Here is a 16036-nt window from a genome sequence, read left to right as displayed (position 1 = left end):
ATGTCGGTGCGTCCTTGCACCATACGTAGTGGAGCCGATGTATGGCCAGACTCAGCCGACGCCATCGGAGACCGCCGCGGCGGCGGTGACGGCCTTGCGCGCGTTCCCCTCGTCGTGCAGCAACATGCGCACGCCACACATCAGGTCGTCTACTTCTGAGACCGACAGGTTTACACTTCGCCAGTGATACGTCACGCCGGGGCCCATACCGACAGAATCGAGCCGCTATGACACAGCGCGCGCAGAACGCAGTCGCCGACGCGACCACCGCCCGCCGCGTGCGGGCGTTGCAAGACGTCGCCCGATTCGGAACGGGAGTCACATTGATGGGTTACGAGCACTACCACGAGACCTACGAGAACCTCGCCGGTCAGTGGTTCATCAAGAGCTCCAAGCTAACTCGGCTGCGAGAGGATATCGTCGCACCCGTGCTTTCCATCTACATCTCCGATCGAATCCGCCGGGCGATCGGCCGGTTCGCGAAGGAGGTGCTGGGATGACCGCATCCACCATTCTGGTCACGGGTGCGTTCGGCCAAGTCGGCAAGCGTTGCACGCAGATCCTGCTCGGGCGGGGACGCACCGTCATCGCGATGGATCTGCGAAACGACAACACCGTCGCCGTCGAACGCGGGCTGTCCGCCGGCCGGTACCCGGGTACGCTCGTCCGGGCCTATACCGATCTGCTGGACGCCGAGGCGGTGCGCGAGCTGGTCGGGACCCATCAGCCCGACGCGGTCGTCCACCTCGCCGCGGTCGTGTCCCCGCTGTCGTATCGCAAGCCCGCACTGGCCCGCAAGGTGAACGTGGGCGGTACCGAAAACCTGTTGGCGGCCTGCGCCGCGCTCCCCCGGCCGCCGTTGTTCCTGATGGCCTCCAGTGCCGCGGTGTACGGATCGCGCAATCCCTACCGCCAGCCGGAGCGGATCACCCCGGACACCCCCGTGAATCCGATCGATCAATACGGTCAGGACAAGGTGCTTGCCGAAGCGGCGATCCGCGCCAGCGGCTTGCCGTACGCGCTGTTCCGCCTGGGCGGGATCATCTCGCCGGACACTTACTCGACGGTCAACAGCGACTCGCTGCTCCTGATGCGGTCGATGCCCGGCGACAACCGCATGCACGCGGTGGATGCGCGCGACGTCGCGCTCGCCTTCGCCAACGGCGTCGACCGCGAGTCGACGATCGCGGGCAAGGTGGTACTCGTCGGTGGAAACGAGTCGTACGTGCTCACCCAACGCGACCTCGAGGACGGACTCATGGACGCCGTCGGTCTGGGTGGCTTAGGTCCGTCCGCCAGCCTGCCCGGCGACCCCGCTGACGACCGCGGATGGAGTTTCACCGGCTGGTACGACACCACCGAAGCGCAGGAGCTGTTGAACTTCCAGGAGCACGACTGGTCGAACACCCTGGCCTGGATCGCCGAAACGCAGGGCCGCATGCGGACCCTGGTGCGAATCGTGAGCCCCATATTGCGCCCGGCCCTGCGTGCCGTCCTTCGGGTGCAGCGCCGGCTCGAGGGGCGCGGGACATACGCTGACCCGTGGGCTCTGATCGAAAAGAAATACGGGACCGCCGCGCTGGCCGACGTCAACTAGCCCGTGGCGATCGCGCGCGGCGTGGCCGGGCGCGGCGGTCGCCACTATAGGGTGGCCGTGCGCAGCGCCTCGTCGGCGAAGACGTCCCCGCAACAGCGCTCGGCATCGAGGTCGTCGATTCTCTTGGTAGAGCTGGTGCGCCGCAACATGACTCGCACCTGGGCTCCGGCGGTGGCCAGCTGCCTGGTGACAGGCGAGCCCGGAAAGCCGCTCGACCCGATGACCAGTTTCTTCGCGGCGGCCACTAACGGTCTATCCACTTCATTTGGGCTTCGGCGTGATGGCCCCCGACGGCCGGGGTGAGCCGGTCGAGCCGGGTCAGCTGGTCGGCGGTCAGTTGGACGGCGTCCGCGCCGACGTTTTCTTCGAGGCGCGCCACCCTTTTCGTTCCCGGAATCGGCACGATGTCGCGACCTTTCGCCAACAGCCACGCGAGGGCTACCTGAGCGGGGGTGGCACCGATGTCGGCGCTGATGCTGCGCAATTCGTCCGCGCTGTTCAAGTTGCGTTGGAAGTTCTCGTCGGAGAAGCGCGGATTGGTCTTGCGGTAGTCGCTGTCCGGCAATCCCTCGGTGGAGCGGATGGCACCGGTGAGAAAGCCACGCCCCAACGGCGAATAGGCGACGAATCCGATACCCAGCTCGCGCAGCAGCGGCAGGATCTCGTCTTCTTGATCGCGCGTCCACAACGAGTATTCCGATTGCACGGCGGTGATCCGATGTACCGCGTGCGCGCGGCGGATGGTGTTCACACCGACCTCCGAAAGGCCGATGTGCCGGATCTTTCCGGCTGCGATCAGTTCCGCCAATGCCCCGACCGTGTCTTCAATCGCGATCTCCCGATCGAGACGGTGCTGATAGTAGAGGTCGATGCGATCGGTTGCGAGCCTTCGCAGCGAACCGTCCACCGCAATGCGGATGTTGGCGGGGCTGCTGTCCAGCCCACCGCGCCCAGTGTGGGAGATCATGCCGAACTTGGTAGCCACCACAACCTGATCCCGTCGACCCTGCAGCGCGCGGGCGAGCAGCTCCTCGTTGGTATACGGGCCGTAGACCTCGGCGGTGTCGATCAGCGTCACGCCCAGATCGATGGCCCGCTGGACGGTACGGATCGACTCGGCGTCATGGCTGCCGGCTCCGGCGTACGCCGCGGACATCCCCATCGCGCCCAGGCCAAGGCGACCGACGTCGAGGTCGGCGAGGCGAGCTTGTTTCATGGGGGTCATTGTGCGCCCGGCAACTCCACACGACCGGGCGGGTACCGTTGCGCGAGTGCACCGCATCGATCTCGCCGCGATCCGATGGACGACGTAGAAACCGCGCGACCGGCCCGCAATCTGGCGGTCGACTACTACCGCGCGTCGGGCGTGGTCCTGATCGTGCTGGGCCACTGGCTGGCCGGGTCGGTGACCTACCACGACGGGCAATTCGGCCGCGAGAACCCGCTGCTCGACATGCCATGGACCCAATGGCTGACCTGGATTTTCCAGGCGGTTCCAGTGTTCTTCTTCGTGGCCGGCTATGCCGGGGCGGTGTCGTGGGCTCACCGCCGCGACGCCGAAAGCTTCTCGCGCCAGGCATGGATCCGGCACCGGCTCGCTCGGGTGCTGGGGCCGACCACCGTCTACGTCGCGCTGGTTTCGGTGATCGTGGTCATCCTTGAGGCTCGGCGCCTGCCCGGCACGGTGCTGGAGTACGCGGGTTGGGCGGTGGCCATGCACCTGTGGTTCCTCGCCGTGTACGTGCTTGTCGTGTCACTGACGCCGATTGCCGTTGCGGCGCACCGGCGTTGGGGTCTGCTAGTCCCGGCCACGCTTGGTGCGGGAGTCGTGCTGGTGGACGGCGTCTCGCTCGCGGGCCACGTCCCGTACATCGGCACGCTGAATTATCTACTGTGCTGGGGTCTGCTCTACCAACTCGGAATCGCCTGGCAGGGTGGCCTGTTGGCCGGCTGGCGACCGGTGCTGCTCGCTGCCGGTTCAGCCGTCGCTCTGGTGCTGCTGATCCGAGTGGGCCCCTATCCGGTGAGCATGATCGGGGTCCCGGGCGAAGCGATCGAGAACACCACGCCGCCGACGGTGGCGATGATGGCCTTCGGGTGCACGCAAGCGGGGCTGGCGGCGGCCGTGGCCGCGGCACTGGACCGGGTCCTGCACCGCCGATCCGTCCACCGCGTGCTGTCCACCGCCAACGCCAACGTGATGGCTCTTTACCTGTGGCACATGGTTCCGGTAGTCGTCGTTGCGATCGTCGCCTATCCGGCCGGCCTAATCCCGCAACCGCACGAGGGTTCGGTGGCGTGGTGGCTCGTCCGGCTGGAATGGATCACCATCCTCAGTGTGGTGACCGCCGCCGAATTGCTGCTGCTGTGGTGGCAGCGTCGGGTCTTCGCGGTTCCGCTGCCCACGTTCGGGCTGCCCCTCGGAGACCGCTTTGCCGAGGCGGTTATGCTGAGCGGCGCCGTCCTGGCCGCGGCTGGACTGCACTTGTTGGCCCAAGGCGGCTTCGCGCCGAACGGCCGATTCTCGTGGCCAACCGCGGCCCTGTTCGCCGCCGGGGTCGTGATGGTGGCGGTGCGGCCGAAAACCCGGGACACGGTCCCCCCGGGTAAGCGACTTACGTCCCCTTGAGATGGGCCCTAGTGCCCTGGTCGGGTGCGTACTCGGAGAGAAACGTTTCCGCCAGGGCTCGCCAGTATCCAAGCAGTCGAGCCCAGGCCAAGGGGGAGACATCCCCGCTAAGGGAGTACACAGATGTCACACGCCACGCTCCACACCAGCCAGGTCCCTCAGCAGCGTGCACAGGACGCCGAGCTCCTACGAAAGTCGGGAGTGCACAAGCTGGTCGTCGCGGATCGCGACGGCAACTGCTTGGCATTCCTATTGGCCTGGGACAGCTTCGACTACGACGCCGAGACGGACACCTATGTGTGCGTCGTCGACAGCGATGGCAGAGACCTCATGACCGTGTACACCGCCGGTGAGATCAAGCCGGCAACCAAGGCGAACACCTATGTCGTAACCGCCCCCGCCCGGCTGAATGGCCACCGGGCGTTGTAACGCGCCTACCGACCGAACGGATTCTGCCGCGCCAAGCGGTGGCTGATCGACACGTCGCGCAACGCCGGTCGCCGCGGAGAAATCTTGACATCGCCCAGCTTATGATGGACCGTTCGTACGGTTAGTTTGAGCCGAAGGGTGCACGATGCCTCGACCTGGTAGGCGTGGCGAGATCTTCGACGCGTTTGTCCGCTATGTCGCCGAACGCGGCTACGACAGAACGAATATGGGCGACATCGCAGACGAGCTCGGCATGTCGAAGGGCACCATCGTTCATCACTTCGGCACCAAGGCGCAGATGTTGCGGGAACTCGAGGAAAGCCACCTCGCGCGCCAACTCGATGCGGTGCAGATGGCATGGTCCCGACTCGGCACGCCGCAGGAACGTATCGCCGCGATCATTTACACCTCCGCGCTGCTACAGGTGGTCGCCCGTGAGGCGACGGTGGCAAGCCAGCGCGAGGTCGTTCAGCTGTCCGACGACCCGGCGATGCAACAAGTACGCAAGCTGCGGAACCAATTGCAAACACTGGCGATCGATGAGATCCGCAGTGGGATCGACAGCGGAGTTTTCCGAACCGTCGACGTCGAACTGGCGGCACTGCAGCTGTGGGGATCGCTCGAATGGATGTGGGTGTGGTTCGGCCCCGACGATCCCCGCACTCCCGAACAGGTCGGGGCCGCCTTCGTCGATGTGTTCCTCGGCGGGTTGTTACTCGACCGGCTCGGGCTCGGCAAGTGGGCAAGCCCGTCCGCAGACGTCGTCTCAGTGGTCCGTGAGTGCCTCGCAGCGGTCACAGGTCCGGCCGAATAGCCTCCAACGCCATTGCACCGGGCCGGAATTGGCCCTTCCATGCTCCGTTTGTCCCGACGGAAGATCGCTAGCCCGACGCGCGGGTACCACCGGCCTCTACCGTACGCGCGGTCGGTTTCGACAACGGACCCTTCCGGTGCATGCGCCCCGTCAGTATGCACTCGCTAGTACCGACCCGGGCCAAACATGCTGCTAATTCCCGAAAACCGCGTCGAATCGGCAGCGGCCGTGTGCGGGCGCTTGCCCGACGAAGACGCCAGCTCCTGCCGGGTTATTGACTGACCGTACGGTCTAATGCCATAGTGGTGCGTGGCGCAAACTAGGGCGGCATGGAGCCGAGGGGCGGTATCTCAGAGTGTCGGCCGACAGGGTCACCGCTTCGACGGGCGTCGGGAATCAACGGGTGCGGCACGCTATCGGTGGCGGCGGCCGTCGTCGCATCACGACTTGGCGCGGACAAGCCAGGAAAACTCCCCTGCCCCGTCTCATTCGAAACACATTGTAGTGCAGCGCTTTGCGCTGGCCGGCAGCGTCGTGCACCGGCCCGCTAATCAGCAATACGGGCACCGTCGCGAGGGCCGTCCCGCGATTGTGCTCCGCCCACCTGACGAAGCATCAGAACCTGGACGACTCGTTGCGCGATCACGTCCGGGGCGGCCCGGATGACTACTCCGCATCTGACAGCCAGCAAATTGAGCAGGCGGATTCGGCCCGGGACGGAAGTGGCCGGGGGGTTCTTCCGCATGTGCGTGCTGACCGGGAAAGCACTGAGACAGCCGTTCGAATGGCGTGAGTTCATCTGGAATGGCTGGTTTCTCATGCGGGTATCGCTGCTGCCCACCATCGCCGTGTCCATCCCGGAAACCGTGCTGCTCATCTTTACGCTCAACCTCCTGCTGGCAGAGATCGGCGCAGCCGACGTGTCCGGGGCCGGTGCCGCGATCGGCGCGGTCACCCAACTCGGCCCGATCGTCACGGTGCTGGTGGTCGCCGGCGCGGGCGGGACCGCCATCTGCGCCGACCTCGGCGCACGCACCATCCGCGAGGAGATCGACGCGCTCGAGGTGCTCGGCATCGACCCGATCCACCGCCTGGTGGTGCCCCGGGTCGTCGCCTCCACCCTCGTCGCGGTGCTGCTCAACGGGCTCGTGGTCGCCGTCGGCCTCGGGGGCGGCTACCTGTTCAGCGTGTACCTGCAGAACGTCTCGAGCGGTGCCTACCTCTCCACGTTGACGGCGCTCACCGGCCTGCCCGAGGTGGTGATCGCGTTCGTCAAAGCCGCGACATTTGGACTGATCGCGGGCCTGGTCGGCTGTTACCGCGGGCTGATCGTCCGGGGCGGATCCAAGGGCCTCGGGACCGCCGTCAACGAGACGGTGGTGCTGTGCTTCATCGCGCTGTTCGCCGTCAACGCGGCGCTCACCACCATCGGCGTCCGGTTCGGGACGGGGCGCTGACATGTCCACGGTTGCAGCCCTGCGCGTCCGCTTCCCCCGGACGAGCGCCTTCGTCATCCGATACGGGGACGTCCCTTCCCGCCCACTGGTCGAGATCGGGCAGATGGTCTGGTTCGCACTGAGCGCGGTCGGCCAGATCCCCTTCGCGGTGCACCGCTACCGCAAAGAGCTCCTCCGCATGGTTGCCCAGATGGGAATGGGCACCGGCGCGATGGCGGTGGTCGGTGGCACCGCCGCCATCGTCGGTTTCATCACCCTGTCCGCGGGCTCGCTGGTCGCCATTCAGGGGTACGCAACGCTCGGCAACATCGGTGTCGAGGCATTCACCGGGTTCTTGGCGGCACTGGTGAATGTGCGGTTTGTGGCGCCGGTGGCCGCCGGTCAGGCGCTCGCCGCCACGGTCGGCGCGGGCGCCACGGCCGAATTGGGTGCCATGCGCATCAGCGAGGAAATCGACGCGCTCGAGGTGATGAGCATCCGGTCGGTCCCCTTCCTGGCGTCCACCCGGGTGGTGGCCGGTCTGATCGTCATCGTCCCGCTCTACGGGTTGGCGATGACCATGGCATTCCTGTCTCAGCAGGTCACCACCGTCTTGTTGTACGGACAGTCCATCGGCACGTACAACCACTACTTCCACACCTTCCTGCGCCTCAACGACGTGGGCTGGTCGTTCGCGGAGGTCATCCTGGTCGCGGTGGTCGTGATGACCACCCACTGCTATTACGGCTACACCGCCACCGGCGGGCCGGTCGGCGTCGGCGAGGCGGTCGGCCGATCGATGCGGCTGTCGTTGATCACGATCGTCGTGGTGGTCGTTTTGACCGCGATGGCGGTCTACGGCAAGACCCCGAACTTCAACCTCACCGTGTAGCCGCCCATGACGACCCGCGCCAGTGACGATGCAGTGGGGGCACCTCCCGCTTGCGGGGGAGAGCGGCGCTCATGGCTTCCGTAAAAGAGAACCCGCAGCGCATTCCGCCGTACCGGACGACGGCGCTGGCGTTCTTGATTGTCTCGGCGGTGGTGTTGGGGTTCGTGTGGTTGCAATTTCGGGGCCAGCTCACGCCGACGACACGGCTGACGATGTTGGCCCCCCGGTCCGGCTTGGTGATGGATCCGGGTTCGAAGGTCACCTACAACGGCGTGGAAATCGGCCGGGTGGCCAGCATTTCGGAGATCGAGCGTGACGGCACACCGGCCGCCAAGTTCGTTTTGAACGTGAATCCGAAGTGGATTGACCTGATTCCGGCCAACGTGGACGCCAATGTCAAGGCGACCACGGTTTTCGGTAACAAGTATGTGGCGTTGACCTCGCCGAAAAAGCCGACACCGCAACGTATCACGTCACAGCACGTGATCGATGCGAGGTCGGTGACAACGGAGTTCAATACGCTGTTCGAGACGCTCACGTCGATCACGGCGAAGCTGGATCCGGTCAAGGTCAACCTGACACTGGCTGCGGCCGCGCAGGCGTTGACCGGGTTGGGCGACAAATTCGGGCAGTCGATCGTCAACGCCAACGCCATCCTCGACGACCTCAACCCGCAAATGCCGCAGATCCGGCATGACATCCGACAGCTCGGGGCCCTGGGCGACATCTACGCCACCGCGGCGCCGGACCTGCTCGACTCCCTGAACAACGCCGTGGTTACGGCACGCACCGTGCACCGGCAGGAGGCCGACCTGGATTCCGCGTTGTTGTCCGCGGCGGGGCTGGGCAACACCGGCGAAGACATTTTCAAACGCGGCGGGCCCTACCTGCAGCGCGGCGCGGCCGATCTGGTGCCCACCGCCCAGCTGTTCGACACCTACAGCCCCGAGATCTTTTGCACCATCCGCAACTACTACGACGAAGAACCGGCGGCCTATGCAACCACCGGCGGCGGCAACGGCTATGCGCTGAGAACCATGACCGAGCTGACGTCGGGGTTGGGAGGCATGTTGACGCTCCCGGGGTTGGCCGGCACCGCGGCCACCATGGGCCTTCTGACGCTGGCCGGGCTGGTCGGCGGGGCGCCGAATCCCTTTGTGTACCCGGACAATCTGCCGCGCGTGAACGCCCGCGGCGGGCCGGGCGGGGCGCCCGGCTGCTGGCAGGCCATCACCCATGACCTGTGGCCGGCGCCCAGTCTGGTGGTCGACACCGGCGCCAGCCTCGCGCCCTACAACCATCTGGAAACCGGCTCACCGTACGCCATCGAGTACGTCTGGGGCCGCCAAGTCGGGGACAACACGATCAACCCATGAAAATCACCGGCTCCGCTATCAAGCTCGGCATCGTCTCGCTGGTGCTGTTGCTGATCACCGTGTCGATCGTGGTGGTGTTCGCCCAGATGCGGTTCAACAGCACCAACAGCTATTCCGCGGAGTTCAAGAACGCCACCGGGCTCAAAGACGGCCAGTTCGTCCGCGCCGCGGGAGTGGAGATCGGCAAGGTCAAGGCGGTGCGCCTGATCGACGGCGGCCAGCGGGTGGTGGTGGACTTCAATGTCGACCGCTCGATACCGCTCTACCAGTCGACAACCGCGCAGATCCGTTACCTCAACCTGTTCGCCGACCGCTACCTGGAGCTCAAGCGCGGCGAGGGCGACGGCAGTGACAGGGTGCTGCCGCCGGGCGGGTTCATCCCCCTGTCTCGTACGGCGCCCGCCCTCGATCTCGACGCCCTGATCGGTGGCTTCAAGCCGCTGTTCCGCGCGCTCGACCCGGAAAAGGTCAACACCATCGCGTCGGCGATCATCACCGTGTTCCAGGGCCAGGGCGGCACCATCAACGACATCCTGGACCAGACCGCGCAATTGACCGCGCACATCGCTGAACGCGACCGGGCGATCGGCGAGGTGATCAAGAACCTGAACGTCGTGCTCGACACCACGGTCAGGCATCGCAAGGAGTTCGACCAGACCGTCGACAACTTCGAAAGACTGATCACCGGCCTGCGAAACCACGCCGACCCGCTGGCGGCCGGGACCGCGAACATCAGCAACGCGGCCGGAACGGTGGCCGACCTCCTCGCGGACAACCGTGCACTGCTGCACAAGGCCATCAACTACCTGCAGGCTCTGCAGCAGCCGCTCGTCGACCAACGCGATCAGCTCGCCGATCTCATCCACAAGACGCCGACCGCACTCAACCTGATCGGACGCAGCATCGGCCTCTATGGAGACTGGGTGAACTTCTACCTGTGCGACCTCAGCATCAGGTGGAACGGATTGCAGCCCGGCGGCCCGGTTCGCACGGTCCGGATCTGGCAGCAGCCCACCGGTAGGTGCACGCCGCAATGAGGACGCTGACGGAATTCAACCGGAACCGGGTGGGGCTGATGGGCATCACCGTGCTGGTGCTCGTCGTGGCCGTCGGCCAAAGCTTCACCAGCATCCCGATGATGTTCGCCAGCCCCAGCTATTACGGGCAGTTCACCGACACCGGCCAACTGAACAAGGGCGACAAAGTCCGCATCTCCGGCGTGAACGTCGGCAAGGTGGAGTCGTTCGAGATCGACGGCGACCACGTGCTGATCAAGTTCAACGTCGGCGCCAACACAATTGGCAGCGAGAGCCGGCTCGCAATCAAGACCGACACCATCCTCGGCAAGAAGGTGCTCGAAATCGAGCCGCACGGAACGAAGACGTTGCGGCCGGGGGCCGTGTTACCGCTGGGGCAAAGCACCACCCCCTATCAGCTCTACGACGCCGCCTTCGATGTCACCAAGGCCGCCACCGGCTGGGACATCGACACCGTCAAGCAGTCGCTGAATGTCTTGTCGCAGACGATCGATCAGACCTATCCGCATCTGAGTGCCACGCTCGACGGTCTGACCAGATTCTCCGATACGATCGGTAAACGCGACGAAGAGGTCAAGCACCTACTCGCTTCGGCCCATCAAGTGGCCAGCGTGCTCGGTGACCGCAGCGAACAGATCAACCGGCTGCTGGTCAACGCGAAGACGCTGCTGGTCGCGTTCAACGAACGCAGCCGCGCCATCGGCACGTTACTGCAGAACATCTCCGCCTTCTCGGCCCAGGTGCAGGGGTTCATCAACGACAATCCGAACCTCAATCCCGTGCTGGAGCAGTTGCGCGCCATCAGTGACGTCCTGGTGGAACGCAAGGAGGACCTGGCTCAAACCCTCACGTATGTCAGCCAATTCGCCGCCTCCCTGGGCGAATCGGTCGCGTCGGGACCGTACTTCAAGATTGTGCTGTCCAACCTGCTGCCGTACTGGATCTTGCAACCGTTCGTCGACGCCGCCTTCAAGAAGCGCGGCATCGATCCGGAGGACTTCTGGCGCAGCGCGGGGCTTCCCGAGTTCCGTTGGCCCGACCCCAACGGCACCCGGTTCCCGAACGGGGCGCCGCCGCCCGCACCCCCGGTGCTAGAAGGCACCCCTGAACATCCGGGACCAGCCGTGCCGCCGGGAACGGCGTGCTCGTATACGCCACCGGCCGATGCGCTGCCACGACCGTGGAACCCGTTGCCCTGCGCGGGTGTTGACGTCGGCGCCTTCGGCGGCAGCTTCCCGGCGCCGATCGACGTCGCGGCGTCACCGCCGAACCCGAACGGCATGCCACCGACGCCGGGTATCCCGATCGCCGCGCGGCCGGGCGACCCGCCCCCCGATGTTCCTGGCGTACCCGTGCCACTGCCCACCCAGGCCCCGCCGGGCGCGCGCACCGAGAACCTGCAACCCGCGGGCCCCCCTGCACCGCCGTCGGCGTTCGCTCCCGGGCTCCCGGCGGGGCCTGCGGCGCCACCGGGACCCGGACAGCAGCTGCCGGCGCCGTTCATCAACCCGGGCGGCACGGGGGGCAGCGGTATCACCGGAGGTAGCCAGAATTGAGCAGCGTATTCCAGATCCGCAGACCGCAACGCCGGACGGTCGTCGGGGCGGTGGTGGTGCTGCTGGCGCTGGTCGCGGGGATCGTCGGCTGGCGGCTCTACCAGAAGTTGACCACCAACACCGTAATCGCTTACCTGCCAACGGCAAACGCGCTCTATTCCGGGGACAAGGTCCAGATCATGGGCGTGCGCGTTGGCTCGGTCGACAAGATCGAGCCGGCTGGCGACAAAATGAAGGTGACGTTCCACTACGACAACAATTACAAAGTGCCCGCCAACGCGTCCGCCGTGGTCGTCAACCCAACCCTGGTGGCGTCGCGGAGCATTCAGCTCGAGCCCCCCTACAAGGGTGGCCCGGTGATGGGCAACAACGCGGTGATCCCGATCGAGCGCACGCAGATGCCCACGGAGTGGGACGAACTGCGTGAAAGCGTCGCCAAAATCATCTCCAAACTCGGCCCGACGCCCGAGCAACCCAAGGGGCCGTTCGGTGAGGCCATCGAGTCGTTCGCGGACGGATTGTCCGGCAAGGGCAAGCAAATCAACACGACACTGAACAGCCTGTCGCGGTCGCTCACCGCGTTGAACGAGGGCCGCGGCGACTTCTTCGCGGTGGTGCGCAGCCTGGCGCAGTTCGTCAACGCCCTGCACAAAGACGACCAGCAGTTCGTCGCGCTGAACAAGAACCTGGCCCAGTTCACTGACAAGTTGACCGGGTCCGACCGCGACCTCTCCAATGCGATCCAGCAGTTCGACAGCCTGCTCACCACGCTGCGCCCGTTCTTGGACAAGAACCGCGAGGTGCTCGCCCACGACATCGGCAACCTCGCCAACCTGACCACCACGCTGGTCCAGCCCGACCCGCTGAACGGCTTGGAGACCGCCCTGCACGTCCTGCCGACCCTCGAGACGAACCTCAGCCAGATCTACCACCCGTCACACGGTGCCGTCATGTCCATCCCGGCGATCCCGAACTTCGCCAACCCAATGCAGTTCATGTGCAGCATGATTCAAGCCGGCAGCCGGTTGGGATACCAGGAATCGGCCGAACTGTGTGCGCAGTATCTGGCGCCGATCCTGGATGCGATTAAGTTCAACTACCCGCCGTTCGGGCTGAACCTATTCAGCACCGCCGAGGCGTTGCCCAAGGAAATCGCCTACTCCGAGCCCCGGCTGCAACCGCCCAACGGATACAAAGACACCACGGTGCCCGGGATCTGGGTGCCCGACACCCCGTTTTCGCACCGCAACACCCAGCCCGGCTGGGTGGCCGCGCCGGGGATGCAAGGCACCCAGGTGGGGCCGGCCACCGGGGGTCTGATGACCCCCGAATCACTGGCCGAACTCATGGGCGGCCCAGACGCCCCGCCGCCGTCCGCGGGATTGCAGACCCCGCCGGGACCGCCGAACGCCTACGACGAGAACCCGGTGGTACCACCGATCGGCCTGCTGGCGCCGCAAGTGCCGATCCCGCCACCGCCGCCGGGGCCGGGCGTGGTCCCGGGCCCGGTTGCGCCGACGCCGGCGGCCGCCGGCACGGAAGCGGGATCATAATGCGCGCCTTGCTAATTCGTGTCCGGCACCAGGCCCGGAAAGGGCTCGCCGTGTTGAGCGCCGCGGCGGTGCTGACGTCGTGCGCGAAGTGGCACGGAATCGCCAATGTGCCGATGCCCGGCGGCCCGGGCTCGGGGCCCGGTTCCTACACCGTCTACGTCCAGATGCCCGACACGTTGGCCCTCAACGACAACAGCCGGGTGCGGGTGGCCGATGTCTTCGTCGGCACGGTGCGCGCGATCGAACTCAAGAACTGGGTCGCCACACTGACGCTGCGGCTGGGCAAGAACGTCAAGCTGCCCAAGAACGCCACCGCCAAGATCGGCCAGACCAGCCTGCTGGGTTCCCAGCACGTTGAGCTGGCGGCGCCACCCAACCCCTCCCCGGAGCCGCTGCGGGACGGCGACACCATCCCGCTGAAGAATGCGTCCACCTATCCCACCACCGAGCAGACGCTGGCCAGTCTCGCCATCGTGCTGCACGGGGGCGGCATCCCCAACCTCGAAGTGCTGCAGAACGAGGTCTACAACATCGTGAACGGGCGGGCCGACCAGATCCGCGCCTTCCTCGGCAAGCTGGACACGTTCACCGCCCGGCTCGACGAGCAGCGCGCCGACATCACCCGAGCCATCGATTCCACCAACCGGCTGCTGGCGTATGTGGGTCCCCGCTCAGACGTCTTGGATCGGGTTCTCACCGAATTCCCGCCGCTGCTCAAACATTTCGCCGATAAACAGAATCTTCTGATCAACGCGGTCGACGCGACGGGGCGGCTCAGCGGCGTTGCCGATCAATACCTGTCGGCCGCTCGGGGCGACATCCACCAGGACCTGCTGTCGCTGCAGTGTCCGCTGCGGGAACTTGGCCGGGCGGCGCCGTACCTGATTCGCGCACTCAAGCTGATCCTCGTCCGGCCGTTCGACATCGACGCCGTGCCCAAGGCGTTCCGCGGCGACTACTTCAACCTGTCGCTGACGCTCGACCTCACCATGAGCGCCGTCGACAATGCGGTCCTGACGGGGACCGGGTTTTCCGGAGCGCTGCGCGCGCTCGAGCAATCGTGGGGCCGCGACCCCGAAACGATGATCCCCGACGTCCGATACACGCCGAACCCCAATGACGTTCCGGGCGGCCCGCTGGTCGAAAGGGCGGACCGGCAATGCTGACCCGCTTCATCAAGCGCCAGCTGGTCGCGTTCGCCATCCTGACCGCGATCACCGCGGTCGCGCTGGGCTGGTACTACTTACAGATTCCCAGCGCAGCGGGGATCGGGCAGTACACGCTGAAGGCGGATCTGCCCGCGTCGGGCGGGCTCTACAAGACCTCCAACGTGACCTATCGCGGTGAAACCATCGGCACGGTCACCGCTGTCGAACCGACCGCGACGGGCGCGCGGGTGACCATGAGCGTTGGCGACCGCTACCGGATCCCGATCGACGCGACGGCGAACGTGCATTCGGTGTCGGCGGTCGGTGAGCAGTACCTGGACCTGGTGTCGGTGGGTAACCCGGGCCAATACTTCTCCCCGGGTCAGACCATCACGAAGGGGACCATACCCACCGAGATCGGCCCGGCGCTGGACGCGGCCAACCGCGGGCTGGCCGTGCTGCCGAAGGACAAGATCGCCTCGCTGCTCGACGAAACAGCCCAAGCCGTAGGCGGATTGGGCCCCGCGCTGCAACGCCTGGTTGACGCGACCCAGGCCATCGCCGGCGACTTCAAAACCAACATCTCCGACATCAACGACATCGTCCAAAACTCCGGGCCGGTCATCGACAGCCAGGTCGACTCCGGCGACTCGATCGAGCGCTGGTCGCACAACCTGAACATCCTGGCCGCTCAGAGCGCGGAAAACGACCAGCACGTGCGCAGCATCCTGACCCGGGCGGCGCCGACCGCCGATCAGGTCAACGAGGTGTTCGGCGACGTCCGCGACTCGCTGCCGCAGACGCTGGCGAATCTCGAGATCGTGCTGGACATGCTCAAGCGCTACCACAAGGGCGTGGAGCAACTCCTGGTCGCCTACCCGCAAGGCGCCTCGGAGGGCCAGACCGTGACGTCCGCCTTCCCGGGATATGCGTCACTGGGCACCTCGCTGACGATCAACCAGCCCCCACCGTGTCTGACCGGGTTTCTCCCGGCAGCCGAGTGGCGGTCGCCCGCGGACACCAGCCTCGCGCCGATGCCGTCCGGAACCTATTGCAAAATCCCGCAGGACACCCCCTCCAACGCCGTGCGCGGCGCACGCAACCTCCCGTGCGTCGACGTCCCGGGTAAACGCGCCGCGACGCCACGGGAGTGCCGCGACCCCAAACCGTACGTCCCGTTGGGCACCAACCCGTGGTACGGCGATCCCAACCAGATCGTGACCTGCCCGGCGCCGGCGGCGCGCTGCGACCAGCCCGTGAAACCGGGGCTCGTGATGCCCGCGCCGTCGGTCGACAACGGCCTGAACCCGGCGCCTGCCGACAGGGTCGCGGGGACGCCGCCACCTACCAGCGATCCGCTGCAACGGCCGGGATCGGGCACCGTCAATTGCAATGGGCAGCAACCAAATCCGTGCGTCTACACCCCCGGCGGCCCTCCCCCGGCGGTCTACCTCCCCCAGAGCGGCGAACTGGTGGGGCCCGATGGAGTCAAGTACGCGATCGAAAACTCGAGCAAGACCGGAGACGACGGCTGGCAGGACATGCTGGCGCCGCCGGCCGGCCGGTAGA

The 16036-nt window shown here is 66.0% G+C and carries 15 protein-coding genes and 1 pseudogene; 13 read left to right on the top strand and 3 right to left on the bottom strand.

The window, feature by feature from the left end; genetic code table 11:
• Window positions 1–51: 51 nt before the first annotated feature.
• A complete protein-coding gene (locus tag A5695_RS28895) occupies window positions 52–207 on the bottom strand; it encodes a hypothetical protein (protein WP_197515347.1) in 156 nt (51 codons plus the stop codon).
• A gap of 20 nt (window positions 208–227) precedes the next feature.
• Here A5695_RS28895 and A5695_RS03255 point away from each other — a divergent pair, with 20 nt between their 5' ends.
• Entirely contained in the window at window positions 228–500 is a 273-nt protein-coding gene (locus A5695_RS03255) for a hypothetical protein (protein WP_231974696.1), read from the top strand.
• Window positions 497–1597, top strand: a complete 1101-nt coding sequence (locus A5695_RS03250; protein WP_068078049.1) for an NAD(P)-dependent oxidoreductase — start codon at window positions 497–499, stop codon at window positions 1595–1597. Before A5695_RS03255 ends, A5695_RS03250 begins: the two co-directional genes overlap by 4 nt.
• A gap of 53 nt (window positions 1598–1650) precedes the next feature.
• Here the strand turns inward: A5695_RS03250 and A5695_RS03245 are convergent.
• Window positions 1651–1842 (bottom strand): annotated as a pseudogene (locus A5695_RS03245) (NAD-dependent epimerase/dehydratase family protein); the annotation flags it as partial.
• On the bottom strand, window positions 1842–2813 hold the full coding sequence (locus A5695_RS03240) for an aldo/keto reductase (protein ID WP_068078043.1): 972 nt from the start codon (window positions 2811–2813) through the stop codon (window positions 1842–1844). The pseudogene A5695_RS03245 and the gene A5695_RS03240, both read right to left, overlap by 1 nt.
• Window positions 2814–2897: 84 nt before the next feature.
• Here A5695_RS03240 and A5695_RS03235 point away from each other — a divergent pair, with 84 nt between their 5' ends.
• The 11 genes from A5695_RS03235 (at window position 2898) to A5695_RS03185 (ending at window position 16035) form a co-directional block, all read left to right on the top strand.
• Window positions 2898–4226, top strand: coding sequence for an acyltransferase (locus A5695_RS03235; RefSeq protein WP_068078040.1), 1329 nt, complete (start codon window positions 2898–2900; stop codon window positions 4224–4226).
• 123 nt (window positions 4227–4349) lie between these two features.
• Window positions 4350–4655, top strand: a complete 306-nt coding sequence (locus tag A5695_RS03230) for a hypothetical protein (protein WP_068078037.1) — start codon at window positions 4350–4352, stop codon at window positions 4653–4655.
• A gap of 145 nt (window positions 4656–4800) precedes the next feature.
• Window positions 4801–5469: a TetR/AcrR family transcriptional regulator gene (locus tag A5695_RS03225; RefSeq protein WP_068078034.1), complete on the top strand. Its 669-nt coding sequence runs from the start codon at window positions 4801–4803 to the stop codon at window positions 5467–5469.
• Between the two features lie 743 nt (window positions 5470–6212).
• Window positions 6213–6926: an MlaE family ABC transporter permease gene (locus A5695_RS03220; protein ID WP_369830152.1), complete on the top strand. Its 714-nt coding sequence runs from the start codon at window positions 6213–6215 to the stop codon at window positions 6924–6926.
• 1 nt (window position 6927) lies between these two features.
• The gene (locus tag A5695_RS03215; protein WP_068078026.1) at window positions 6928–7797 is read left to right on the top strand and encodes an ABC transporter permease; all 870 of its coding nucleotides are present in this window, start codon (window positions 6928–6930) and stop codon (window positions 7795–7797) included.
• A gap of 71 nt (window positions 7798–7868) precedes the next feature.
• Window positions 7869–9173 (top strand): MCE family protein, encoded by a 1305-nt coding sequence (locus A5695_RS03210; protein WP_068078024.1) that lies wholly within the window; start codon window positions 7869–7871, stop codon window positions 9171–9173.
• Window positions 9170–10210 (top strand): virulence factor Mce family protein, encoded by a 1041-nt coding sequence (locus A5695_RS03205; protein ID WP_068078018.1) that lies wholly within the window; start codon window positions 9170–9172, stop codon window positions 10208–10210. Before A5695_RS03210 ends, A5695_RS03205 begins: the two co-directional genes overlap by 4 nt.
• A complete protein-coding gene (locus A5695_RS03200; RefSeq protein ID WP_068078156.1) occupies window positions 10207–11766 on the top strand; it encodes a virulence factor Mce family protein in 1560 nt (519 codons plus the stop codon). Before A5695_RS03205 ends, A5695_RS03200 begins: the two co-directional genes overlap by 4 nt.
• Window positions 11763–13319, top strand: coding sequence for a virulence factor Mce family protein (locus A5695_RS03195; protein WP_068078012.1), 1557 nt, complete (start codon window positions 11763–11765; stop codon window positions 13317–13319). Before A5695_RS03200 ends, A5695_RS03195 begins: the two co-directional genes overlap by 4 nt.
• Window positions 13319–14485, top strand: coding sequence for a virulence factor Mce family protein (locus A5695_RS03190; RefSeq protein ID WP_068078009.1), 1167 nt, complete (start codon window positions 13319–13321; stop codon window positions 14483–14485). Before A5695_RS03195 ends, A5695_RS03190 begins: the two co-directional genes overlap by 1 nt.
• Window positions 14479–16035: an MlaD family protein gene (locus A5695_RS03185; protein WP_068078006.1), complete on the top strand. Its 1557-nt coding sequence runs from the start codon at window positions 14479–14481 to the stop codon at window positions 16033–16035. The genes A5695_RS03190 and A5695_RS03185 overlap by 7 nt, the downstream gene beginning before the upstream one ends.
• The last annotated feature ends 1 nt before the right edge of the window (window position 16036 follow it).

Origin of the sequence: Mycobacterium sp. E1747 (genome assembly GCF_001667775.1) — a bacterium.
Taxonomy (GTDB): domain Bacteria; phylum Actinomycetota; class Actinomycetes; order Mycobacteriales; family Mycobacteriaceae; genus Mycobacterium.
The sequence above is the reverse complement of the archived record's forward strand: the minus strand, read 5'-3'. Positions and strand labels throughout refer to the sequence as shown.